The organism is Sphingobacterium sp. UDSM-2020 (assembly GCF_016132525.1).
Lineage (GTDB): Bacteria > Bacteroidota > Bacteroidia > Sphingobacteriales > Sphingobacteriaceae > Sphingobacterium > Sphingobacterium anhuiense.
The window spans coordinates 1,355,534-1,380,985 of the sequence record NZ_CP066166.1 but is presented as its reverse complement, the minus strand read 5'-3'; the positions used below and the strand labels follow the sequence as shown (position 1 = coordinate 1,380,985).

Here is a 25,452-nt window from a genome sequence, read left to right as displayed (position 1 = left end):
TGCGTTAAGCCTCTTCTTTTGTTCTGTGAACGTTCTATTTTAGTATGTCGAAACAATCCCCAAGTCTCCGATCGGAGTGATTACTCTAAACTTGTAGGTCGACTTGCTATTAAAAGGAATAGCTCCTTTATATTCTTTTGATTTTAAAGTAGGTTCCGTGTTATCTTCACTGTAGTAAATTTTAAAACCAGGGTAGTCGGTGTTGGCTGTTAACTTTCCATCGATCAATTTTACTCCGACAGCAGGTACACGATAATGATACCCTTTATTTAATTTATCTAATTTCTTCAATTCATCATTACCTAACTTCTGCATAAATCCAGCATAGCTTTTTTGGTAAGTCTGATGATCAAAATTTTCGCCATTTTCCCAGCTTTGTTCTGGTGCCCATCCACGATCGGCAACTGCCAATAAGCGTGGAAAAATCATTTCTTCAAGACGCGTATCGTTATTTATTTTTTCAGACCAAAGTCCAGCTTTAACACCCAAGAAGTTTGCTTTGCCTTTTTCCGTTAAATGCACCTTATTTTTTGCGAAATCTTTCGGTAACTCGTTTCCTGAATTGTCTTTGAACAGGTTAATAAAATAGTTTTCCGGAGCAAACGAGTATGTTTTGTTAATATCAACCAATCCTACCCAGCTATGTCCCGGCTCAGCAAAGTTATGGTCCCAGGTCATGTCCAGATAGTTGTTATAAGCAGAAGTAAAGACAACTTTATAACCTGCATTCGCTAGGCGGTACGCTAAATCTTCCTGTCCACCACCGATCAGGTTATTCCAGACGTTTAAGTTGATGTTATGATCGGCCAGTGCTGGATTTACATCCATTCCCTTTCCGAAATTTTTCATCCCCATTTCTTCCCAACCTGACATGATCAAACCTTTAGAGTGGCATAATTCATTAATACGGTTAATGTAATATGGCCACACATCATGCACGGATGTGATGTTATTTTCTTTCATGAAAGCTTCGATCTTTGGAGATTTTTCCCAGACGCCAGCAGGGGTTTCATCACCACCTAGATCGATGATCTTTAAAGGTACGCCGGCTTGTTCATGCATTTTTTTCACTTCATCGATTACCTTACTTAAGAAATGGTACGAAGAAGGTAAGGCAGGATTTAAAACGTTGTCGTTCCAGTTCTGTGCAGAGTTGTATACCGATAGGTCTTCCGGATCATGTAATAAATATTCTTCCGCACCTTTAAGGTCTCCTGCTTTTTTAAGTTTATTGTAACGCGCTTCCATTGATTTTATAGCAGCACGTGCATGTCCCGGAGTTTCAATTTCTGGAATGACATCAATATGTCTTGCCGCGGCATAACGTAAAATCTCAATATAGTCCTGCGTGCTTAGATATTGTTTTTCTTTTGCTACCGCTCCAGATCCATAGGCCGGTTGTATGGCTTTTCCATCTTTAAAATTGGCAGAACGTACACTACCGACCTCAGTCAATTCAGGTAGTCCTGGAATTTCTAAACGCCAGCCCTCATCATCGATGAAGTGGAAGTGAAATTTATTCAGTTTGTACTGCGCCATTGCATCCAAAATACGAAGTACCTCAGCTTTGCTATGGAAATTACGTGCCACATCCAGCATGAGACCACGATACGGGAAACGGGGCTGATCTTTTACCTGAGCATATGGGAAATTCAATGATTTATTCGTCGTGCTCCATGCTGCGGCAGGAATTAAAGATTTTAATGACTGTAAGCCGTAGAATGCACCCGTTGCGGTACTTGCTTTAATTTCGATTCCTTTGCTATCAATATTCAATGTATAAGCCTCGTCTTCAAAGCCTGCAGTTTTAACGATCTTGATTTGAGCGTCTTTACTCGTGCTTTTCTGTGCCTGTATTCCTGTTTGTTCTTTTAAGAACTGTATGAATAAACCCGCTTCATTATTAAAATCATTATTGCTATTGATTGAAACGGTATTTGTCAATTTAAATGACTTTGTTTTATCAAAGCTTGCTTGCGCCGGTAGCGGAAGAATATCTTGCTGCGAACCTTTAGAAAGAAGCTCATTGCTCGCAAACTTCTGCTCTAAATAGGTTTTACGCTGTTCTGCTGTAAAGGTATTGCGTTGCGCTTCATAGTTTTTGATGTCCGCATAAGTGTCTTTACCATCATAGCTTACGTAAAGCCCGATTGGTCCATCTGTATAATTTATCAGGCCACCGAGTGTTGTAAAATTGATTTCAATGGTATCTTTGGGCTGTAACGTTAAATTGTTTTTTGCAAATTCGATCTGGAATAAATCTCCATTACGGTGTGACAACTTAAAACGGGAATCAACAGATTTTGCGTCTATTCCACGGATGAAATTAAACCATAGTGACCAATCTTTAAGTGCAATTTGCTGACTGTCTGTATTTTTAATGATTAATTTAGACGTCGGGTTCTTCTTTAAACTTATTCCTGTTGGAACTTCCCAGCGTACTGAAATCTTATTTTCAATGTTTGCAGGAGACTGGGCAAAGAGATTTGCTGTCAACAATGCCATTGTAGTAGACAGCCAAATGGACTTTTTATACGGTTGATAACTCATGAATCTATAAGTTGTTTAGTTTGTTGTGTGATCTAAAGATACAATTTTTAGAGAAATAAATAATTTTTCATTTTTATTTTGAAATATTCAATAACCTTTCTATATTTGCACACCGAAACACAAAAAGGCCCGTTCGTCTAGGGGTTAGGACGTTAGATTTTCATTCTAGAAACAGGGGTTCGATTCCCCTACGGGCTACAAAAAAGCGACTTCAAAAGAGTCGCTTTTTTTATGCACTATATTTGGCATATGTTCTATTTTATGCTAAAGTATTTTTGTGTGATTTCTATAAATTAAATTCCCTTAACTAATTGTCTGTTCACTTACTCTTACATCAATCAATTTGTTCTCATAAATTTGAAAATATCGTTCTTTATATTCATCAGTTAAAAAACTTCTTTCAATGAGTTCAGCAACCTTCGATGTTTGTTTTGAAAAATCTTTGTAGATATTATCTCGCACCAAATCGGATAGCCCTAAAGTCACAGCGAACTGATCAAAATCTGATCGTTTAACCCTTCTTTTACGACCACCTAAAGTTAACGCCAAATCTTCCTTATCTTTTGGATAGATAAGGCTAACATTTAGCAAGTCATAAGCAGGAGCGAGTAAGATTCCCTTGTCAGTATGCATCAGGGAAAAGTTTTTTAAGTGCATATCATTGTTTCCTGTTAGAAAGCAGAACAGCACCAATCTAAAATATCTAATCACATCCAAACCAGAGTTAGTTGCATATTGCTTAATAATCTTCCCTGCGCGCTCGTATGAACTCTTGTATTTCTGTTCGGTGAGTAATTCGGACAATTGGCATAAATCTTCTACGTGAACTTTTTTTCCTTTTACACGGTCAAATCTTTTCGTAATATACGCCAGCTCACCTTCAGAAGTACGAATAAGGGCATGACTAGCGGTCTCAATTTTAAACAACTTAGCGAGGTGCATCGTCAAATCCTCCACTTCAGGCATAAAATCATAATCAGCTGACTGAGGCTTCAGAATATAATCTCCCCACAGCCCAACTAAGGTTAATCTTTTATTCCCCTTTTCTCCATTTATTGTCAACGATATTTTGGGCTGAACCCCTGTCAAAGCTAATCGTTCATTAACAGTTATTTGAGCCAACTTATTTAATTTCTCACGATCTAATTCTAGTTGTGGGGCCTCAGCTGTACCAAAGAATTTTTTAGAACAAGATGGATGATACTCACCTGTTTCAACTACTTTATAGCAAAATAAGCAATTAGGCATTGTCTTCCGCCTCCATCGGATATACAGATACAGCACCTATTGTATCTCTACACAAATTGATTAATAATTCGAATCGATCTCTTGGATTTAATTTCCAATGCTTCTCCCCAATTTCTAACAACCACCCTTCTGGAATTAAACCGTCAAAAAACGGAAATAGCACATTACTATAGTAAGGATACGCTGAAATTGGTAATGTTAAACTGATTGGTTTAGGATTTTCTGGTTTTAAATATTGCGTCTCATATTTGAACACATACCCTCCATCACCTTCAAGAAGATAACCTGCTAATTGATCTTGATAATATATTTTAGCTTGACGTGCCATTATTCTCTACTTTTATCTACAACCCCTACTTCCATCCCGAATAGCGCAAGAACATCATTTACTTTATCTAAACGAAGAGTCTTCTTTCCTTGTTCCAAATCACGTACAAAACGTAGCCCTACTCCAGCATTCAACGCTAAATCTTCTTGAGTAAGCTTTAACTCCTTACGCTTTTGTTTAACAAATAGTCTGATTGAATCCATAATTATACCTTTTCTGATATAAATATAAGAAAAATCTTGTTTTTATATCAAATCAGGTATAATATTTATGTTTTGATGTTTTTTATACCCTAAAAGGTATAAAGTTTATAATTGTTTAAATTCCTTTGCATCTATATAAATTAATCGAGCTAATTTCTTCTGACGCTCCCTTTCTTTTGAATTTTGTCAAGGAAATTCTCTAAAATCAGTTTTTCATCCTATTCTATATGATTGATAACATGTTCCATCCAATTCTTGGAAATATCTTTCTCACAATTATAGGACAAGCTGTATAAGATAAGATAAACATTTTTTATGATTCCAGATGGAAGTAGAGCGAAATTTATTTATCTTAAATCATCAATTTCAATGTAATTTTAGATGTATGGAATATAATTATTTTATTTCTAATCAAGGGTGGATAGAATTTAGTTATCCTAGTAATTTGATTTATGTTGAAGAGGTAGAGGGAACTTACCTTTTCTATACTGAACAAACAGGAAGTTTTAGAATCACACCATTAGAAATACAATCTATTAATTTTAACACGGACGACTATTTAGTTGATTTATGTAAAGAGAATAATGGGACTATACTGAAAAATGATGTCGGGTACAAATATCTTTATTATATCTCTCCATCGAAAAATAATGATCCTGATTTAAAAATTTTTAACTGGATCTTCGCAGATGTTAATAAGATAGTCTATTGTAGTTACACAATTGATGCTATCAGCATTGCTGACCCGGAGATAGTAGAAGAACATAAGGAAATTAATAAAATAATAGCAAATTTACAGATCGGAAAAATAAACAGCATAGGATAGTTTTAGATTATAATGTTTTAATAATCAAATCTATATAATCGATTATATTTTGTAAATTTAATAATTATGATAAAAATTCTCTTACTTTTATTCTTCTTAATATCCGCTCCTACTGTTTTTCATTCGAAAGCTCAGACAAAAAAAATCGATAATTGTGATTTTTTTGATACTGTAGTTAACAACCACAACCAAATTTTTCAGTCTTCAGGTATTCCCTCCGCTATCGAAATGGTTCTTAAGCATTGCAAAGCAGTTGGTTTTAATTTTTATGACTTACAAAATGAATGGCAAAACAAAACTGATGGTTCTTTCCGTGACTTTGACAATAAAGAATTATATGGAATTACGTTTTCCCAAAAATTTAATTTACCTCGAAATGCAAATTTTCCGATAGATAGTCTTTTTCAAACTATAGAAGATGAATTGAAGTCTGGAAAAAAGGTAATTATCGCACTGCAGGTGGAGACGGGATGGCCTATTTTTGTCATCAATAAACAAACTTCAGATGGAGAATTTGTTTCATATAGCAAACTTGGAAGCCACACATTAATCCTTCGAAATATAAAAGATATTATAAAAAAGTCAAACGGTACAGAAATCATGACTTATAGTACTCTTCCTTTGAAGTGAGAGGTAAGCATCTTTTACAGTATATACTTGTCGCCAGCTTGATCTAAACAAAAAATAAAAGCAGATATATTTTACAAAATGTTACTAGACCAAGATTTCGACTATTTAGCACAGTCTTATTGTGTTTGATGAAAATATGAATTATAAAATAAGTTTTGAATATGAAAAAGATACTCTTTAGTTTAGTTATATTTATATCCACATCTATTAGCTTCCATTCGAAGGCTCAAACCCAAAAAAATGATAATTGTGATTTTTTTGATGCCGTTATAAACAACCACGATCAGATCTTTCAATTGTCTTGTATTCCATCAGCTGTGGAAATGATACTGAAGTATTATAAAGTTGTAGATTTTGATTTTTATGACTTACAAAATGAATGGAAAAATAAAACCGATGGTTCTTTCCGCAACTTTGACAATAAAGAATTATACGGAATTACTTTCTCCCAAAAATTTGTTTTGCCTCGCGATGAGAACTTTCCGATAGACAGCCTTTTTCAAACGATAGAAAACGAATTGAAGTCTGAGAAAAAAGTCATTATTTCACTTCCGGCGGATGAAGGTTGGCATATGTTTATCATCTGCAAACAAACTCCGGATGGAGAATTTGTATCATATAGTAAACTTGGGAGCCACACATTAATACTTAGAAATACAAAAGAAATTGTGAAAAAGTCTAACGGTACAGAAATCATGACTTACACTGTGTCCCCGCGTTTGTAGCGAAGAGGAAATGTTACTTTCTGATAATAGATTGCTATATTGATAAATCCTAATCTCAACGTCTGCACGATAAGGAACTTTAAAAGTGATATAAAAAATCAGGTTGCGACAAAAAGTTTGATGTGCAAAAGACTTTTAATTATTGAACGCTTCTTTAGGTATTCTGGGATGAATTCATATTATTTGAGATTGGCTTAGTCTTATTAGATCATTATGCGATGTCATATATGTAGCACATCGTTGTCATACTAATCATTTTAAATTTAAGATGCGCGTACGGGGAGTTTGATTATGTAATAAATCACATACATGGAAGTTATATGGGTGAATTATATTATTTTTGGAATTTATGCTATTAATTAGCGTACAAATTAAACTTAATTTAATGATGAATAAAAGAATTATATACGGTTTATTAGGGGCAGTTATTTTCAGCGGAAGTTTAAAATTGGGGTATGCTCAGCAAAAGAATTTTGAAACCGCTACGGTATCAACCCTTCCTTCTATATTTCCCTCACCTGTGTTTATGGAACTTCAAGGCGAGAGCTTTCCTCTTGGACAGACCATTACTTTAGTTGCATTACCAGAGGTTAGTGAGTATACTAAGACCACAGTAGAGAAGATGCTGAACAAGGCAGGAGTGAAGAATGTGAATACAACCCAAAAGATTCCAAAGTCAATTCGAGGTACAGTAGTGGTTCTAGGGGAGAGCAAAAATGGGGACGGAACAGCACTTCTTAGCAACAACCAGGCAATTTTAGATTCTCATAAAGAAGGTTATGTAATTTCTAGTGGAAAAAAAGATCAAGGTTTTTTAATATCACTAATGGGGCATGATGCGCATGGTCTATTTCATGCCACACAAAGCTTCGCACAGTTAATCACAAGCGCCTTCTTTCCATCACTATTGATTCAAGATTACCCCGCTCAGCCTATCCGCGGTTCGGTGGAAGGGTTCTACGGGAAACCCTGGACTATGTTAGAGCGCGAGCAACATTTATTATTTTTATCCTCTGTTAAAGCCAATACCTACGTGTATACGCCAAAAGATGATCCTTACGCTAGAGATAGATGGAGACAGCCTTATCCAGCGGACACATTATCAGAACTTGGCCGTATAGCAAAGATTGCAACCGATAATCATATCAACTTTGTTTATGCAATATCGCCTGGTCCAACGATTTGTTTTTCATGTAAAACAGATTTTGATCTATTAAAAGACAAAGTAAATGCGTTAAGAAGTGTGGGTGTGCGTAGTTTTTATTTGGCATTAGATGATATTGAGTATCAAAAATGGAATTGTAATCAAGACTCCATCACTTTTGGAAAATCTGGCCCCGAAGCTGCCGCGGTAGCACAATCTTCATTATTAAATAAATTGCAGGACTATATCAAGGGAGTAGATCCTGAGGCGCCAAATTTAATTATGGTTCCCACCGAGTATTATGATGCCAAAGAAACCCCGTATAAAGCCGCATTACGTAAAAATTTAAATCAAGATATCGTTGTTCAATGGACAGGAACAGATGTCGTTCCGCCATCAATTTCAATAAATGATGCAAAAGCGGCTACTAAGGTTTTTGGAAAACCAACATTGCTCTGGGATAATTATCCTGTAAATGACTATGCAGAATCTAAAGGAAGGCTTCTTTTAGCACCATATGATAGAAGGGAAGCAGGGTTATCAAAACAGCTTGCCGGCATTTTGTCCAATCCAATGAATCAGGAAGCTGCTAGTAGAGTGGCAATATCGGGAGTGGCTGCTTTTGCCTGGAATGATCAAGATTACGATGCTTCTCGTACTTGGACATTTGCTGCGCGTCAATTAGCTGGAAATAATCCAAAAACCACTCAGGCATTATTGCTGTTTTTCGATACCCAGCACTTAGCCCCAACATTTGGAACACACCCTTGGCAAGTGCAAGCACCAGCATTAAAGTCAATTTTAGATAAGTTTAGAGATGCTTTTTCCTATGGTAATAAAGATGACCGTGCGCAGGCTATTAAAAGTCTACTAAATCATGCTCAAGAATTTAGAAATGCTCCAAATATTATTCGTTCAGGAACAATTGATAAAGGTTTTGTCCGTGAAGCTGGACCGTGGTTAGATGCGATGGCAATATGGGGAGAGGCTTTAGAATCTGTTGTCCTAGGTTTGCAGGAGATAGAAATGGGTAAAAGTAATAGTATCGGTTATTTTGATAAAGCTGATGAACTCGCTAAAAAGGCGGCGGTTATTCCATCAACACCAGGTGCGACTCGCTTTGAAGGGCCAGTTAAAATTGCAGACGGAGTATTGGATGTATTTATTAAGGATGCACCCAAATTACTTTATATAGCAAAAGGTAGTAAGTAGATCATACTTTATGTTCACTATTTCACGCATGTTCACGTTCCATGAACATGCGTGAAATAGTGAACATATATTTGTTTTATCTTTCTCATGGGGCATTTACCGGCCATTGGAATAACTCTTAAAAATCTTATCAGAAGCCAATTTGTGGAACATGAGGCAACTCTACCAAGTATTCCCTGAATTTGCCCCATTCTCTACGTAGCGAATCTTAGCTGGACAAATATCCGTTTGGTTATGCATATCGATGAACCCAGCGAACAGGACTATTATATAAAGGAGGCCACAGGTGAAGAATAAACTAATGATGACTTGACAACGAGATGTTCAGTAATTAAACTGCGATAAAAAGGAGTCTGGTGAAGTGTCAAATAATGAAGAATTGGCGCATTTCAGGGAAGCTAGGTAGTCGTCAGTTTTATGGGGAGTGTGCAATGGAGCATGTCTTCGCGCTATAGCGGAGCTGTTTCGACGATGGAGAAAAGCATTTATACCTAGGTGGATGTGATTTAGAGGGGAGAGGAAATGGCTTGGACATTCGGGGAAGTGAGAAACAATGGTGACTTTGTGGCTTCGCAATATGTCTAAGAGTTTTTGAGGTTCATGAAAGCGGGAGGAGGAAGGACTAAGTGATTCACCGAGATGACGGATTAATATGGATACTCGGGAAAATGCATCGGAAGGGTGGCTGTATAATTTCGCCACGTGGCGAAATGGTCAAGTGCGTCCGGAGATTCCTTTCGCCATACCGCGAAATTGACCATGGAATTTTTTTATTAAAAGTTTTTTTCTAAAATCTCATGATATAAATAATTATTCGGAAGTAGACTTCATCTCAAATATTGACAAATAAAATTTAGATTGCAGATCATTTTTTGATGATCCTTACCACGATTTTAGGTTCCAATTGGATTATTCAGAGTGATACACGAATATAATAATCCTACAATTATTTGATAAATAAATAGTTATAGATAAATATTCCTGTTGAAATAAAAAAAGTCCAGATCAACTTCGTCGATCTGGACTTTTTGTTTTGGGATATTGCTTATTCCCAAGTTTTTTCGCCTTTTTTCATTTTTTGAAGCGTTGCTATATAATCCTCTTTTTTATCGTTTGCAGTCAAAAGTGATATCGCTTTCTCTTGTGTTTTGATTGCTTGATCTTTGTCACCTAGACGATAAAGAAGGTTGGCAAAGGTATCTAGATACATCGGTGTATCTTTCTCCTTCTCCAGTGATAATTTGCTCCATTCTGAAGCTGCTTTTAAACAAGCTGGGTCATCACAGTTTTCAAAGATAGACCAAGCCATCTGGTTTAATTCCATTGCTGTGACCGTTGAACCGTATTTGGCAATATACTTATTAAAACTGTCTCTCAATCCAGGATAGTTTTTAGTATAAGAGAAATAACGCGGTTGCATTTCCAAACTCGTTTTTTCGGTATTGATCGTAGGGTATTTCTGAGCCAGTTCTTTTTCTATAGCAGCAAAATCTACATCTTCCTTAGCCTGTATTTTGGTATTGACAGCTTCACTGATCAATAGTTTAGCTAAGAAATCATTTGCTTTAACCTTCTCGCTGATGGCATCAAACTTGGTTGGGTTATCTTTTATTAAGTTAAATGCTTTCGAATCCTTAATGCTCGCAGAAGAAATCAATAACTCTAAATTGTCTTTTGTAAAGATCTGATCTGTTGATAGCGAAGATAATACAATGCTCTCAGCCTTTGCCTGTGTTTCTTTATCATAAGCTTCTTTTGCCACTTGGGCCATAGCTTTTGCAATCGTTGTATTTTGTGGATCAGCATTGAATTTTGCCAATAGGGTTTCATACTGGGTGTTCGGATCCAATGCCTTTTGAGCTTTAGCAATAAATCCATCCGCATCACCGCCCCCTACAATGCGGTGTACAAGCTTGCCTTTTGAATCAAAGATCAAGAAAGTAGGATATGCTACTACTTTATAATCTTTGGCAAAACGATCTGCTTCAGTGTACCATGATTTTACTTCTTCATTATCCACTTCGGTCTTATCCATTTGGATTTTAGCATTGATAAATTTGGCATTGAAGAAATCACCTACCTTCGCCTGTGGGAAGATTGTGCTTGTCATGTACTTGCAGGGGCCACACCAAGTGGTGAAACAATCGACAAAAATAAATTTGTTTTCCTTGGCTGCCTTTTCTTTAATTTGATTCCAATTGAGCCCATGCTCAAATTTAACACCCTCACTCTGAGCGAATAGTAATGATGGAACCAAGAATAGCATTAAAATTAATTTTCTCATAATCCGTTTATATTTATATGTGAATTTACTGAAATAAAAGCTTATCAAAAAATATTACAAAAAATCTTCAGAACCCGTAGAACCGAAACCGCGGATTAATAAATAAGTCAATGCTCGGAATATCATAACCCAGTTAATAATGGTCAGTTCCCTAAAGTTGACCAATTCTCTACGCAGCGCGTAGCGAATCTTAGCTGGACAAATATCCGTTTGATTATGCGTATCGATGAACCCAGAGAACGGGAATATTATATCAAAAAGGCCACAGTTGATATAAACTCACTATTCTCACCAATCGTTCATCTGAAAAGAGTTCCAATTTGATCATTGATTCATATTGAGTAATCCTTTAGTACTAATTATGACTCAATACGCTTTTTTAGTTTCAATAAGAATAAAGCTCTTTCCCTTGAAGATATTATGGCATTGGATAAAGTGCAGAGGAGAAAGCCCTTAAGTAATCAAGAGGAGAAGGAATTAAGGCGCAAAAAGCTAATTGAAGGCAGAAAACCTAATTATTTTATTTCATTGCATGTCGCTCAGAAAGCGGGAGACAAAGCAGGCTATACAAAAAATAAGGCCTTTGATAATCAGTATTATCGAGACCTCATTTTAAAAGTGTTATCACAGCATAGTACTATGTCCCGAAAAGATATTGATCAGTTGTTATGGAATAAATTGCCAGAATGGATGACGGATGAGCAGCGGAAAAGTAAAGTCAACAATTTAATAACGGAACTTAAAAACCATAATAAAATTGTTAATAAAGGATCTTTCAAATATTCTATGTGGGAACTCGTGAGTTGATAGTAGTAGAAAGATAAGTAGAAGAGCTAGTACAAAGATACTAGCTACATGAATAAATTTACTATATATACCCGTTGCGCATTATGATTTAGGGCTATAAATAAGATAAATAAGTTGTTCATTGCTCTAATAATCAGTAAACTGTTTTTTCATGCGAGCCGGAGCAGGCTCATGCCTATTTCTTCCATTTCATCAGTTTTACTAAGTGCAATGAGTTTCAGCCAGAATATTTTTGTTACACAAACGGAGGTTCCTCTCTTTAATTTTAAGTGCAGCAAACGAAGATCAGATGATTACCAAATTATAACTTTTAACATTATTTGTTCAGTGTTTGTTCAGTACTTGTTCAGTGATCACTCAGTGTAGACTGTATCAATATTGACTGATTACTGTATAAAAATTGATTAAAAATTGCTATTAATTAAAATCTGGTATTAGGATGTTTCCGTTTTAATGTTTATCTTAAATATCTATAAACTAATCAGGTAATTATGGAAAACATCAAAATGGCGTTAATGGGACTGTTTCAAGGAAAGTAGGTTCTGTTGTGTTTGTCTTAACGAAAACAGGAAATTATGTGCGTTCTCTCCCTCGCGTTAAAAAACGGGCACCTACACCTGAGCAACTGCTCAGTAGAACACGCTTCAAAATTGTGAGGTCGCATATTAGTATGTTAAATTCCGTTATCAATATTGGTTATAAGGCATACAGCTATCCTAAGCGGGCATATGATGTGGCGATGTCTTATAATTTGAACGAAGCACTTATTCAGAAAGAAGACGATTTTGTAGTTGACTGGCAGAAATTTATGATTGCCAAAGGAAGCCCGAATCCCATCACTTCCTATACGATGGATTTCGATCAAGAAAATCAAGTGATTCGGGTTACTTGGGAATATGATGTTTATCTGGAGAAGAAGTTTAACACCAGGTCTTACGATTCCTTCTTAATCCTGTATAATGCAGAAGATAATGGGGCTGAATATCCACTTTTGATGAACGACTCAAAAGACAGCTTAATATCTGGCAAACAGAATGTTAAAATCCCGAAACATAAAAAGGAAGTGACGTATGAAGTGTTTACCTTTTTTGTAGAGAGCTATGGTGGTGGTAATACAGACAGTATGCACTTGGGTAAGATAAAGGTTTGAGCGGTATCATGTGTCATTATTCCAGGGTGAATGTAAACTGGAGTTACGACCTTTGAAACAGATTTAATAAATTAAAGAAACCCGTTGTGCATTATGATTTTGGGCTAGAAAAAAAGTTGTTCATTACTCTGATGATCAGTATTATCTTGACCTTATTTTAAAAGCTTTATCACAGCATAGTACTATGTCCCGAAAAGATATTGATGAGTTGCTATGAAATAAGTTACCGGATTGGATGTCGGATGAGCAACGGAAAAGGAAAGTCAACAATTTAATAACGGAACTTAAAAACCGTAATAAAATTGTTAATAAAGGATCTTTCAAATATTCTATGTGGGAATTAGTGAGATGATGATAGTAGAAAGATAAGTAGAAGAGCTAGTAGAAAGATAAGTAGAAGAGCTAGTAGAAAGATAAGTAGAAGAACTAGTAGAAAGATTAGGGAAAGAAACTGGAGAAAGATTAATGCAGAAGTCATACTGGAGGTCAACCCAAATTAAAAAAGACCAAACCTCTATATGTCGCAATATTCACCAATCTTATCTATAATTTGCTTTTTAAAAATGCTATTGCCAGAGCAAAGGCTTACCCCGCTATACAGGGACTCGACCTAAAGGATTTAATGTATTTTGATGATTTTTCCTTCGGTCGTATTGCAACAATTTTATCAAATTTGACGCAGACCGTAAGAAAGATCATAGAAAAAAGTCTATAAAACAGATTTTAGTGAAGATGAAGAGGCAATCATGGCACACTCAACAGTTCATTTCCAAATTATGGATTTAAAAAAATAGAACTTTTAAAGTATTAATATCTGGTATCCGGCTGGACTTGAGTATTCATAAAATTGAATGTAGCTTAGAATATTCGTATCTTAGTCTATGCAATTATTTACCCAGGCAAAGAATAAACTACTTGTATTAAAAGAGAAGCCGTTTAAGTTCGAAAAGGACTTACAAAGACTCTTTGAAAACAATCTGGAGGTGATAACCGGATTGAAGCTGATTAAGTCTGAATTTATCATAAAAGCACAGCGTTTCGACTCTTTAGCTTATGACCGAGACAACAAGTCTTTTGTAATCATTGAATACAAACGAGAACGTAACTTCTCAGTTGTAGACCAAGGTGTATCATATCTTAATCTCATGCTGGAAAATAAAGCTGAGTTTATTGTTGAATATAATGAGTCCCAAAAAGAAAACCTTAAGCGATCGGAGGTGGATTGGTCACAGTCAAAAGTTATCTTTGTATCACCCTCATTCACAGATTTTCAAAAACAAGCTTCAAACTTTAAAGATCTTCCGATTGAGTTATGGGAGATCAAACAATACGAAGGCGATACTATTGTCGTGAATCCTGTTAAGAAGTCCAAATCAGCACCCACAATCAAAACCATACAGACTGCTTCGAATTCTGAATTGGAAAAGATTTCCAATGAGGTGAAGGTTTATACAGAGGATACTCATTTGGAAGGAAAACCAGACTATACGAGAGAGCTTTATGATACGTTCAAACAATCTATTTTTAATTTGGATAGTAACATAGACGTTAGGCCTAAAAAGATGGAGATTGGTTTCACCAAAGAGGGTAAGATTTTTACGGATATCTGTATCCTTAAATCCAGTTTGAAAATCTGGATTAACCTAAAAAGAGGAGCTTTAGACGATCCTAAGGGGCTTGCTAGAGATGTGTCATCCATAGGACATTGGGGCAATGGTGATTATGAGATTATAGTGGGGGATACCAAAAATTTGGAGTATATTATGAGCTTGGTCAAGCAGGCTATTGTAGTTTAAACTTGCTATATTTACTTGCTTAAACTGATTTTTACAAGCTGGTTTATTGATTTGCAACATAGATTCTTACTAGGAATTGAAAATGACGAGAGAAAAACAGATAGAAGAAGGTCTGATTAATAAGTTGGAAGACTTAAAATATACATTGCGACCTGATATTCGTGATCGGGACAGTTTAGAGAAAAACTTCCGGGAAAAATTCGAGGCGCTTAACCGCGTCAGGTTAACTGATGCGGAGTTTTCTCGTATACGGGACGAAATTGTAACGCCTGATGTCTTTGTCGCTTCTAAACGCTTGCGTGAAGTCAATTATTTACAACGGGAAGATGGTACTCCGCTACATTATACCTTGATCAATATAAAAGACTGGTGTAAGAATGATTATGAGGTCATCAGTCAGTTGCGAATCAATACTGGAAATAGCAATCACCGCTATGATGTGATTTTATTGATCAATGGATTGCCATTGGTACAGTTAGAATTGAAGTCATTGGAGATTACGCCGCGCAAAGCTATGCAACAGATTGTTGATTATAGAAGTGATGCAGGGAATGGGTATACCAATAGTTTGCTTTGTTTTATGCAGCTTTTTATCGTTAGCAATAAGACAAACACGTATTACTTTGCAAATAATAAAAATCAACACTTCAGTTTTAATGCTGACGAGCAGTTTTTACCTGTTTATCAACTTGCGGATGAAAAAAACAAAAAGATAACACACCTCGATACCTTTGCTGAAAAGTTTCTTTCCAAATGCACTCTTGGCGAAATGATTAGTAAATACATGGTATTGGTCGAAAGCGAGCAAAAACTGTTGGTGATGCGCCCTTATCAGATTTATGCTGTCAAAGCGATTATGGACTGTATCCACCAAAATAGGGGCAATGGTTATATCTGGCATACAACAGGTAGCGGTAAGACGCTGACCTCTTTCAAGACTTCTACTTTGATGAAAGATAATCCCGACATAGAAAAGTGTCTTTTTGTGGTCGACCGTAAAGATCTTGATCGCCAAACGAGGGAAGAATTTAATAAATTTCAGGAAGGAAGCGTTGAGGGAAATACCAATACAGAGACATTGGTGAGACGTTTATTATCTACAGATTATGCGGATAAAGTGATCGTAACCACGATCCAAAAGTTAGGAATAGCATTAGATCCCAATAACAAGAAAAATTATAAGGAACGCTTACAATCTTTAAGCAACAAACGTATAGCGTTTATTTTCGATGAGTGCCACCGTTCACAGTTTGGCGACAACCACCAAGCCATTAAGGAATTTTTTCCAAAAGCACAGCTTTTTGGTTTTACAGGGACACCGATTTTCGATACTAATGCAACCTATATCAAAAAGGACGGTGAACAAGGATCTTATAAAACAACGGAAGATATCTTCGAAAAACGTTTACATGCTTATACCATTACGCATGCCATAGACGACAAGAATGTTCTGCGTTTTCATATTGATTATTATAAGGGCCAGGGAAATAGTAATCCCAAACCGGGTGAGACGATTACCCGCCAGGCAATCGTGGAGGCTATAATGGAGAAGCATAACGCCGCTACGAATTCACGGAAGTTCAATGCTGTATTTGCTACGGCTTCGATCAATGATGCAATCGAGTATTATCTATTATTCAAAGCGATACAGAAGGAGAAGCTGTCTCAATATAAAGACTACATTCCATTAAATATAGCCTGTGTTTTCTCACCTCCTGTACAGGTTTTGGATAAGAGCAATAAAAATATAGCCGATATCAAGCAACTACAGGAAGATCTGGAGCAGGAAAAAGAAGACAATCAGCACAATCCGAACGAGAAGAAAAAAGCGTTAAAGACAATTATTGCTGATTATAATAAGCAGTACGGTACCAACCATTCCATTAATGAGTTCGATCTCTACTATCAAGATGTGCAGAAACGTATCAAATATCAGAAATACAGCAATGGCGACTATGCGCATGAAAATAAGATCGATATCGTGATCGTTGTTGATATGCTGCTTACAGGTTTCGATTCTAAGTTTCTCAATACACTCTATGTTGATAAGAATCTTAAGCATCATGGTTTAATACAGGCGTTTTCACGCACCAACCGTGTGCTTAACGATACAAAGCCTTATGGTAATATCTTGGATTTTCGTGGTCAAAAAGGTGCTGTAGATGAATCGATTGCTTTATTCTCAGGTGAGGATTCTGGTAAAGCCCGAGAAATATGGTTGGTTGACCCAGCACCTATAGTCATCGAAAAATTTGAAAAAGCGGTTGCGGCTTTGGGCGATTTTATGACGCAGAGCAATCTGGCCCAAGAACCCGAAGAAGTGTACAATCTTCGAGGTGATACCGCACGTATTAATTTTATTAAACATTTCAAAGAGATACAGCGACTTAAGACGCAGCTCGACCAGTATACAGATCTGGACGAGGAGCAATGTATCAAGATTGAAGATATTCTTCCTGAAGATAGATTGCGATCCTTTAGAAGTTCGTATATCGAGACAGCTAAGCAACTCAAGGAAATACAAGAACAGGAGGGCGATGATGCACCGGAGGAAATTCAACAATTGGATTTTGAATTTGTGCTATTTTCGTCTGCCATTATTGACTATGATTATATCATGGGTTTGATTGCGGATTACACGCAGAAGAAACCTGCACGGCAGAAGATGACTAAGGCGCAACTTATTGATTTGCTCAGTTCACATACCAATCTGATGGAAGAGCAAGAAGATATGATTGCCTTTATCAAGACTTTGAGTTCCGATCAGGGACTGACCGAAAAAGAGATCCGTATAGGATACGATATGTTCAAGACTGAGAAAAAGGAAAAAGAACTAGCTGTTGTCGCCCAGAAAAATGGGTTGGAGGTCGCTGATCTGAAGACCTTTGTTGAAGATATACTCGATCGGATGATATTTGATGGCGAGAAACTGACAGATTTATTAGAGCCTTTAGAACTGGGTTGGAAAGAGCGTCGAGTGAGGGAGTTAGAATTAATGGAAGATCTGTTGCCATTGCTTCGGCAGCAGGCACAAGGCAGAGAAATTGCAGGATTAGTTGCTTACGAAAAATAGACATTATAAGGCTAGACTTAACACGTCGGAATATGGAACTTTCGAATAACGAACATAACTTCTATAGCGAAATCAGAAATTTGCTTACACAGGCACGGAGCCAAGCCTATCGTGCGGTCAATACCATTATGGTGCAAACCTATTGGCAGATTGGTAAGCGTATTGTGGAGCAAGAACAGCAAGGCAATAGCCGTGCAGGCTATGGAGATTTCATAGTGGCGTGTCTTTCTAAGTATTTGTCAGAAGCATTAGGTAAAGGTTTTTCAGAAGCCAATTTGTGGAACATGTGGCAATTCTACCAAGTGTTCCCTGAGTTTGGCCAATGCTCTACGCAGCGCGTAGAGAATTCACAATCCGTTACGCAGTGCGTAGCGAATCTTAGCTGGACAAATATCCGCTTTATTATACGGATCGATGATCCCATCGAACGGGACTATTATATCAAGCAAGCTCAGTCATGGCGATATTGGGCAGATGGATATGTCCGTTCGTATTTTTGATGCATTGAAAAGAGGCGAGGACGATAATCCGACTATCGGTATTATACTTTGTGCCCAGAAGGATGAAATCATTGTCAAATATTCTGTTTTAAAATAGAATAAGCAACTGTTTGCTTCGAAGTACAAAATGGTATTGCCTAATGAAGAGGAACTGGCAGAAATGATTGCGATACGCAATCGTAAACTGATTGAAACAATAGAGGATAATGACTAAACATAACGAACATAAAAATATACCTGAACTACGCTTTCCGGAATTTAAGGATGATGGAGAGTGGGAGGAGAAAACATTGGGAGAAGTCGCGGAACGTATAGAAGAAAAAGTTAACGGCAAAAAACTTACTACTGCAAGTATTAGTGCAGGAACTGGTTTTGTGTCTCAAGCAGAAAAATTTAGTCGAGATATTTCTGGTGCCCAGTACAAAAATTACATTGTACTAAATGAAGGTGAATTCTCATACAACAAAGGGAATTCAAAAAGATTTCCGCAAGGTTGTATCTACAAATTAAAAGAGTTCAAACAAGTGGCCGTTCCAAATGCTTTTATCAGTTTTAGATTTAAGCCAAATTTCGTTGGTGATTTTTTTCAAGGCTATTTTGATAATAATTATCACGGCATTCAATTAATGCAATTCATCACAAGTGGTGCAAGAATGGACGGTCTTTTGAACATTAAAGCAGACGAGTTCTTTAGTGTAGTTTTACCAGCACCATCAGAATCTGAACAACAAAAGATCGCCGAAATCCTTTTATCTTTGAATGAAATGATTACGGCAAATACCGAAAAACTGGAAGTACTTAAAGATTATAAAAAGGGATTGATGCAAGTTCTTTTTCCGCAGGAAGGAGAGAAGGTGCCAAAATTTCGGTTTCCAGAGATTAAAGATTACGGGGAGTGGGAGGAGAAACCTTTAAAAGAAGTTTTTTCAATTTTTCAGGGTTTTGCATTTTCAAGCGATGATAGTGTTTCATCTGGGGCTCGATGGTTGAAAATTGCAGACGTGGGTGTTCAACAAATGAAGGATGATGTTCCTTCATATTTACCTCAAATCTATATCGAAAAGTTTCGAAAATTCACAGTCAAAAAAGGAGATTATGTTTTAGCTTTAACACGACCGATTTTAAATATGAGGCTTAAATTAGCGCAAGTTGATGATAAATTTCATGATGCATTACTAAACCAACGTGTAGGAAAAATCGTAACGTCTAATAATAGCAGTTTTGTATATTATCTTTTACAAATGTCAAAAATGGTGGAGACCATTAATAAGAATATTGCAGGTAAAGAACCACCTAATTTGTCTTTTCTTCAAATTGAAGATATAAAAGTCTTTTTACCATCGGAAATTAACGAACAACAAAGAATAGCCGAGACCCTATCTTCACTCGATGAGCTAATTGTAGCGCAATCTGACAAAATCGAACAGCTAAAAATCCATAAAAAAGGACTGATGCAGAAACTATTTCCAGCTATTAAATGAATAGTCAATGAGTACCAAACCTAAAATAGCAAAGTATAAAGCGCTGGACAAACTCGCTATACGATTGCGGGACGATCTCAATGACAATCATTTCGTGTTGTTGTACGCCTATAACGGTACAGGGAAGACACGTCTGTCGATGGAGTTTAAAGAACGAGGGAAAAGGCTTAAAGGTAGTACAGGACCAGATACGCTTTATTTCAACGCCTTTACAGAAGATCTGTTTTCCTGGGACAACGATCTGGACAATAACACAGAACGAGTGCTGGAGATTAATAGTAAGTCTAAATTTTTTAATGGCCTTCGTGAGCTCGCCTTAGAAGAGAAAATTTTTGCTTATCTCGAGCGCTATGCCGAATTTGATTTTAAAATCGATTATGACGAATGGACGGTAACGTTCAATAAGGAAGAGACGACGCATATCAAAATTTCTCGTGGCGAGGAGAACATCTTTATCTGGTGTTTATTTCTTTCGATCTGTGAGCTGGCGATCGATGGAGCAGAAGCTTATAACTGGGTAAAATACATCTATATAGACGACCCGATATCCTCTTTGGACGATAATAACGCTATCGCCGTAGCAAGCGATCTTGCTCATTTACTAAAAAAAGGAAAAGGCAAAGTTAAAGTGGTCATATCTTCACATCATGCCCTATTTTTCAATGTGATCTGTAACGAACTTAAAAATGATGGGTGTAAAAGGCACTTTCTGCTCAAAAACGGTAACGATGGACTTACCCTCCGTGCCACGGATGATACTCCGTTCTTTCATCATGTCGCTATATTGAGCGAATTGAAGCAAGTGATGGAAAGCGGAAAGATTAATACATATCATTTCAATATGCTCCGTAGCATTCTAGAGAAAACAGGAACCTTTTTTGGCTACGATGATTTTTCTAAATGTATATATGGTATCGAGGATGAGGTGCTCTATTCACGCGCACTGAATCTGCTGAGCCATGGTAAGTATTCTATATACGAGCCACAGGAAATGGGCCCCGATACAAAGGACCTTTTTATTAAGATATTAAAAGCATTTTTGGATAAATATCAATTTGAATTACCGGAAATGTTAGTTGAAAAAACAGTAAAAAGTCAAGATGACAAACAAGGAACAACAACAGCTGGGTAAGACCCTTTGGAATATAGCGGATCAATTACGAGGTTCAATGAATGCGGACGATTTCCGTGATTATATGCTCTCATTTCTCTTCTTGCGTTATTTGTCAGACAATTACGAGACAGCAGTAAAGAAGGAGCTTGGCCGAGATTATCCACAAATGGTTGAAAATGATACTCGACATCCTCTATCTGTATGGTACGAACAGAATGCGAATGATGTTGAGGAATTTGAAAAGCAGATGCGCCGTAAGGTGCATTATGTGATTAAGCCAGATCACCTTTGGGGATATATTTATGAACTGGCACGGACGCAGGATAATCAGTTGCTGCAAACACTCGATCAGGGATTTCGATATATCGAAAACGAATCGTTTGACAGTACTTTTCAAGGTTTGTTCTCAGAAATCAATCTGAATTCAGAGAAGCTTGGGAAAACAGCTACCGACCGGAATAAACGTCTGTGCACAATTATCACTCGTATCGCAGAGGGGATCGCTGATTTCTCTAGTGATTCAGATACGTTGGGAGATGCGTATGAATATCTGATTGGTGAGTTTGCCGCAGGCTCGGGTAAGAAGGCCGGAGAATTCTATACACCACAGCCCATTTCTACCATCCTGTCCGAAATAGTTGCTTTAGATAGCCAAGATCCTACAAAGGGAAAGAAGAGAAAACTAGATAATGTGTTGGACTTTGCCTGCGGATCTGGTTCATTGTTGCTCAATGTACGGGAAAAGATCAAGGGACCAAAGAAAGAAGGAAGTATCGGTAAAATTTACGGGCAGGAAAAGAATATCACCACTTACAACCTTGCCCGTATGAATATGCTTCTGCATGGTGTAAAGGATACAGAGTTTGAAATTTATCATGGGGATACTTTACTGAATGAATGGGATCTATTGAACGAGATGAATCCAGCCAAGAAAATGGAGTTTGATGCGATAGTCGCAAATCCACCGTTTAGCTTACGTTGGGAACCTAATGACACCCTTGCCGACGACTTCCGTTTCAAGAGCCATGGTCTAGCACCGAAGTCAGCCGCTGATTTTGCGTTTCTATTACATGGTTTTCATTTCTTGTCAAAAGAGGGGACGATGGCTATTATCCTCCCGCATGGGGTTTTATTTCGGGGAGGGGCGGAGGAACGTATCCGTACCAAGCTTTTGAAGGATAATCATATTGATGCGGTGATTGGTTTGCCGTCTAACCTGTTTTTCTCTACTGGTATACCTGTGTGTATCCTCATCTTAAAGAAGTGTAAAAAATACGATGACGTTCTGTTTATAAATGCCAGTGAAAATTATGCTAAGGGCAAGCGTCAAAATCGTTTGCGTGAAGGTGAAAATGGTGAACCTAATGATATACGGACGATAGTGGACACTTATATCACTCGCCCTGAAAAAATTGAACGCTATGCTCGTCGTGTCCCGATGGAAGAGATCAAGAAGCATGGGTATAACCTCAATATCTCTCGTTATGTTAGCACATCGGTGGCGGAAGAGCAGATTGACTTGAAGAAAGTGAATGATAAATTAGGCCAAATAGATGAACGAATAAAAGAAGCTACTGCTAAACATAATGCATTTTTGAAAGAGTTAGGTTTACCAACGATCTCATAAATAAATGCATCTTATATTATTAACTTTAATTTTTTGAACTATGTATGAAAGAATTGTAAGTAGAGATCAATTATCAATAGGATCATTGGTTAGGAACATTCATAACAATAAAGAGATCTTAGAGATAGAGGAATATGATGCTGAAAATAATTTCTATAACTTGTCCATCGCGGGACGTATTGTCCCTCAAACCGGCGGTAAAGGTGATAGCTTAAATTTTGGATCAACATTTGAAAACCTAGCTACAAATTATCAAGTAGAGATAGTAGTTGGAGGATTTAAGAATGAAGGGGAAGCATAATTGTTGATTTTTTAAAGATCAGGAAATGATTTTGCAAAGAGAAATTTTCAGTACTTTCTGGAAAGTAAGAATAAATTATAACAGAGATAAATTGTGGAAATTTTGATGTAAAGTGCGAAATCTAATAACCTTAATATCTTTAACTTATTTTTTCTTAAAATATAGGTTGAGGATATTGAGGTTATGAAAATGTACTTGATTAGCGATATAAGTATTAGGTAATTTCGAAAAAAATAAATCAAAAAGAATGATATTCAAATCTGTTTTTTAGAAAATATATTAGCGAACGATACTAAAAAATATAATTATAGATCTCTTAAGAAGGAAATTCCTTCTTTTTTCATTAACCTGTAATTATCTGTCAGATCTGACCATGGTAGAACCTCATATATAAATAACCAATATCTGTCAAAATCCAATTTTTTCAAAGTTATAGCATGATCTTTATATTCTTTTAAATATCCTTTTTTTTGAGTTGCTTTATCATATTGGTAGCAAATAAGTAGAAAGATGCAGTCATTTGAATCAATTGCTAAATTTTTTAAATTATCTATTCCTAATTCAAAATTATACTTCAAGGCCCAAAAAACAGCGTATGAGCAAGCATCGAAAAGCCTTTTGCTGATTCCTAGTTCAAATAAGTCTTTTGCAATACTTTTTATTACCCAGTTAGGTATTGAATGAGGATCAAATACTTTTTCTTCTAATATGCCTGTTAGATAAGGATATAATAACACCAAGTGATGTATCTGTTTTTGAAAATAATTTTTAGCATTTGCCCCAAGATATTTATCTGAAAGACTCTTAATTGCGTAATTCAAAACTGCAGCATCGTTATTATTTTCAAGCATTACTTCTACTGCAAAATCAAGATAGCCTTTAAGTTCTTTAACTCTCAAACCCAATTTTTCTTCGAAATTATATGTGTTGGTAAAATAGAAATGATTAAGTTTAGTTACCCAATTTCTAACATTAGCCTTTGGAAGAGAACATATTTTCGATTTTTTATGATTTAATGACAATTCGAATTTTGCTAATTCGTCTGAGAGGCTAACTAAAAATCTTTCAGCTTGTTCATGAGTTTCAGCGTAACACTGGTAGTCATCGATATTTCTAATATATTTAAAACCTTGTTTTATCATTTCACTGTCAATTGAAACAAGGATTATCTCAGCAATAAGATTTGATGAATGTGGACCTATTAGTAATCCACTTGTTTCACCATATTTTACATTCATGATATGATAATCTAAATTATTATACCATTGTGTTTTATCAGTTTTATTTATTTTGGCAGACTCTTTTCCAATCAAAGCCCAAGAGATCGCATGACTGTATATACTCGGAAAACAATTTGAAATATCTGCCTCTACTATATATTTACTTTTTATTAATATATCTTGTTCAGGAGCACCATCCTTATCAAAATTTTTATAATTCATTTCAAACAATGGCGACTTATTGTGAAGTTTTCTTATATGAATTCTACTTATCTTATAGCCATCATTTTTAGTCTTTTCTTCGAAATGATTTTGTATCTCTATCCAATTTTCTGAAAGAGCATGACATTGGTTAGCATATGCGAAAGGTTCTGGTATTGCCATAGATCGCGGAACGTTAATATTTCTCATGCTAGAAAATCTAATATAATCTTTAGATTTAATTTTTAGAGGCAATTTTAAAGTTCTAGTATAATCTAAAAATGCTTTGCTAGCAAGGAAATTGGGAATTCTTTCTGCGAAGAGACCAAATCCAACTAAGCCTTCATATAGTTCAGCAGGAGATATCTCATTGATATAATCAAGGTATCGTCTCATTTTTCTCAAAACAGAGCTTGTTTTAATTTGTTTAGTAATAAATCTGAGATGATTTCTTTATTATTGTTTTACAATCATTTTTATTTTATGTAGTCAGACCAATGTTGTGATATAGGGGGAATATTGTAATATTTCATAAAAAAAGATACACTATACCTTCCTTAAAATAACCAATTCAGCCTTTAACTCCTCAATCTGTTTTTTTAGGTCAGCTATTCGTTCATAGCGTTCTTCAAGTAATTGATCTTTTGAATTTATTTGCGCTTCGTAGAGTCCTTTAATAAACTCTATATTATTATCATGATATTCAGAATTATATAATTGATTTACTTTTTGATTGTTAGAAATGAAATTACTAACCTTTGAGTCAAAAAAATACTCAGGATCAACTTCAAAAATTTTTGCTAAGGCTTCAGCATGATCCCATGAAAGTTTAGTTTGATCAGATTCAATTTTAGAAATTGCAGGTTGTGAGATATTTAGTTTGTTGGCCAATACATCCTGTCCCCAGCCGTTTTTTTCTCTTAGTAACCTTATTTTTGTCCCTGTTGTCATAGTACAATTAAATATAACTATTTATAACTTCCAGTTATGTGAATATAACTAAATAGTGTTTGTTTATTAACCTAAATTTTA

At 36.1% G+C, this 25,452-nt stretch carries 20 protein-coding genes, 1 tRNA gene and 1 pseudogene; 15 read left to right on the top strand and 7 right to left on the bottom strand.

The genetic code is table 11. From position 1 onward, the window contains the following. Positions 1-39: 39 nt before the first annotated feature. Positions 40-2,550 (bottom strand): family 20 glycosylhydrolase, encoded by a 2,511-nt coding sequence (locus JAZ75_RS06000; protein WP_208700621.1) that lies wholly within the window; start codon positions 2,548-2,550, stop codon positions 40-42. Between the two features lie 126 nt (positions 2,551-2,676). On the opposite strand from JAZ75_RS06000, the gene JAZ75_RS05995 reads away from it, so the two are divergent. After that, positions 2,677-2,748: transfer RNA gene (locus JAZ75_RS05995), tRNA-Glu, on the top strand. Between the two features lie 105 nt (positions 2,749-2,853). Here JAZ75_RS05995 and JAZ75_RS05990 read toward each other — a convergent pair. The 3 genes from JAZ75_RS05990 to JAZ75_RS05980 are packed head-to-tail and all read right to left on the bottom strand — an operon-like array spanning position 2,854 to position 4,329. Then, positions 2,854-3,798: a HipA domain-containing protein gene (locus JAZ75_RS05990; protein ID WP_208700618.1), complete on the bottom strand. Its 945-nt coding sequence runs from the start codon at positions 3,796-3,798 to the stop codon at positions 2,854-2,856. Next, a complete protein-coding gene (locus JAZ75_RS05985; protein WP_208700617.1) occupies positions 3,791-4,126 on the bottom strand; it encodes a HipA N-terminal domain-containing protein in 336 nt (111 codons plus the stop codon). Before JAZ75_RS05985 ends, JAZ75_RS05990 begins: the two co-directional genes overlap by 8 nt. After that, the gene (locus tag JAZ75_RS05980) at positions 4,126-4,329 is read right to left on the bottom strand and encodes a helix-turn-helix transcriptional regulator (protein ID WP_208700615.1); all 204 of its coding nucleotides are present in this window, start codon (positions 4,327-4,329) and stop codon (positions 4,126-4,128) included. The genes JAZ75_RS05985 and JAZ75_RS05980 overlap by 1 nt, the downstream gene beginning before the upstream one ends. 385 nt (positions 4,330-4,714) lie before the next feature. Here JAZ75_RS05980 and JAZ75_RS05975 point away from each other — a divergent pair, with 385 nt between their 5' ends. From JAZ75_RS05975 to JAZ75_RS05960, 4 genes are all read left to right on the top strand, one after another. Beyond that, positions 4,715-5,155: a DUF3805 domain-containing protein gene (locus JAZ75_RS05975; RefSeq protein WP_208700613.1), complete on the top strand. Its 441-nt coding sequence runs from the start codon at positions 4,715-4,717 to the stop codon at positions 5,153-5,155. Between the two features lie 66 nt (positions 5,156-5,221). Next, complete coding sequence (locus tag JAZ75_RS05970; RefSeq protein ID WP_208700611.1) at positions 5,222-5,785, top strand: hypothetical protein; 564 nt, start codon at positions 5,222-5,224, stop codon at positions 5,783-5,785. 161 nt (positions 5,786-5,946) lie between these two features. Continuing rightward, positions 5,947-6,510, top strand: a complete 564-nt coding sequence (locus tag JAZ75_RS05965) for a hypothetical protein (RefSeq protein WP_208700609.1) — start codon at positions 5,947-5,949, stop codon at positions 6,508-6,510. Between the two features lie 385 nt (positions 6,511-6,895). Continuing rightward, the gene (locus JAZ75_RS05960; protein WP_208700607.1) at positions 6,896-8,866 is read left to right on the top strand and encodes a beta-N-acetylhexosaminidase family protein; all 1,971 of its coding nucleotides are present in this window, start codon (positions 6,896-6,898) and stop codon (positions 8,864-8,866) included. Between the two features lie 1,045 nt (positions 8,867-9,911). Here the strand turns inward: JAZ75_RS05960 and JAZ75_RS05955 are convergent. After that, positions 9,912-11,150 (bottom strand): thioredoxin family protein, encoded by a 1,239-nt coding sequence (locus JAZ75_RS05955; RefSeq protein WP_208700605.1) that lies wholly within the window; start codon positions 11,148-11,150, stop codon positions 9,912-9,914. 420 nt (positions 11,151-11,570) lie between these two features. On the opposite strand from JAZ75_RS05955, the gene JAZ75_RS05945 reads away from it, so the two are divergent. The 10 genes and pseudogenes from JAZ75_RS05945 (at position 11,571) to JAZ75_RS05900 (ending at position 22,999) form a co-directional block, all read left to right on the top strand. Then, positions 11,571-11,957 (top strand): hypothetical protein, encoded by a 387-nt coding sequence (locus JAZ75_RS05945; RefSeq protein ID WP_208700603.1) that lies wholly within the window; start codon positions 11,571-11,573, stop codon positions 11,955-11,957. Positions 11,958-12,495: 538 nt separating this feature from the next. Continuing rightward, positions 12,496-13,107: pseudogene (locus tag JAZ75_RS05940) on the top strand (DUF6266 family protein); the annotation flags it as partial. A gap of 881 nt (positions 13,108-13,988) precedes the next feature. Then, a complete protein-coding gene (locus tag JAZ75_RS05935) occupies positions 13,989-14,903 on the top strand; it encodes a DUF5655 domain-containing protein (protein ID WP_208700599.1) in 915 nt (304 codons plus the stop codon). A gap of 82 nt (positions 14,904-14,985) precedes the next feature. Continuing rightward, a complete protein-coding gene (locus JAZ75_RS05930) occupies positions 14,986-17,976 on the top strand; it encodes a type I restriction endonuclease subunit R (protein ID WP_208700596.1) in 2,991 nt (996 codons plus the stop codon). Between the two features lie 80 nt (positions 17,977-18,056). Then, a complete protein-coding gene (locus tag JAZ75_RS05925; RefSeq protein ID WP_208700594.1) occupies positions 18,057-18,476 on the top strand; it encodes a DUF1016 N-terminal domain-containing protein in 420 nt (139 codons plus the stop codon). Next, positions 18,391-18,573 carry a PDDEXK nuclease domain-containing protein gene (locus tag JAZ75_RS26170; RefSeq protein ID WP_410528620.1) on the top strand — a complete coding sequence of 61 codons (183 nt, stop codon included), beginning with the start codon at positions 18,391-18,393 and terminating at the stop codon, positions 18,571-18,573. The genes JAZ75_RS05925 and JAZ75_RS26170 overlap by 86 nt, the downstream gene beginning before the upstream one ends. Before the next feature lie 109 nt (positions 18,574-18,682). Then, positions 18,683-19,957: a restriction endonuclease subunit S gene (locus JAZ75_RS05915; protein WP_208700590.1), complete on the top strand. Its 1,275-nt coding sequence runs from the start codon at positions 18,683-18,685 to the stop codon at positions 19,955-19,957. A 7-nt stretch (positions 19,958-19,964) separates the two neighbouring features. Then, entirely contained in the window at positions 19,965-21,089 is a 1,125-nt protein-coding gene (locus JAZ75_RS05910) for an AAA family ATPase (RefSeq protein WP_208700588.1), read from the top strand. Next, entirely contained in the window at positions 21,058-22,698 is a 1,641-nt protein-coding gene (locus JAZ75_RS05905) for a type I restriction-modification system subunit M (RefSeq protein WP_208700586.1), read from the top strand. Before JAZ75_RS05910 ends, JAZ75_RS05905 begins: the two co-directional genes overlap by 32 nt. A gap of 40 nt (positions 22,699-22,738) precedes the next feature. After that, positions 22,739-22,999: a hypothetical protein gene (locus JAZ75_RS05900; protein ID WP_208700584.1), complete on the top strand. Its 261-nt coding sequence runs from the start codon at positions 22,739-22,741 to the stop codon at positions 22,997-22,999. 305 nt (positions 23,000-23,304) lie between these two features. Here the strand turns inward: JAZ75_RS05900 and JAZ75_RS05895 are convergent, their stop codons facing one another. Together JAZ75_RS05895 and JAZ75_RS05890 are read right to left on the bottom strand one after the other, a co-directional pair. After that, complete coding sequence (locus tag JAZ75_RS05895) at positions 23,305-24,816, bottom strand: RNA-directed DNA polymerase (RefSeq protein WP_232789441.1); 1,512 nt, start codon at positions 24,814-24,816, stop codon at positions 23,305-23,307. Positions 24,817-24,966: 150 nt separating this feature from the next. Further along, positions 24,967-25,371 (bottom strand): helix-turn-helix domain-containing protein, encoded by a 405-nt coding sequence (locus JAZ75_RS05890; protein ID WP_208700580.1) that lies wholly within the window; start codon positions 25,369-25,371, stop codon positions 24,967-24,969. Positions 25,372-25,452 lie beyond the last annotated feature (81 nt).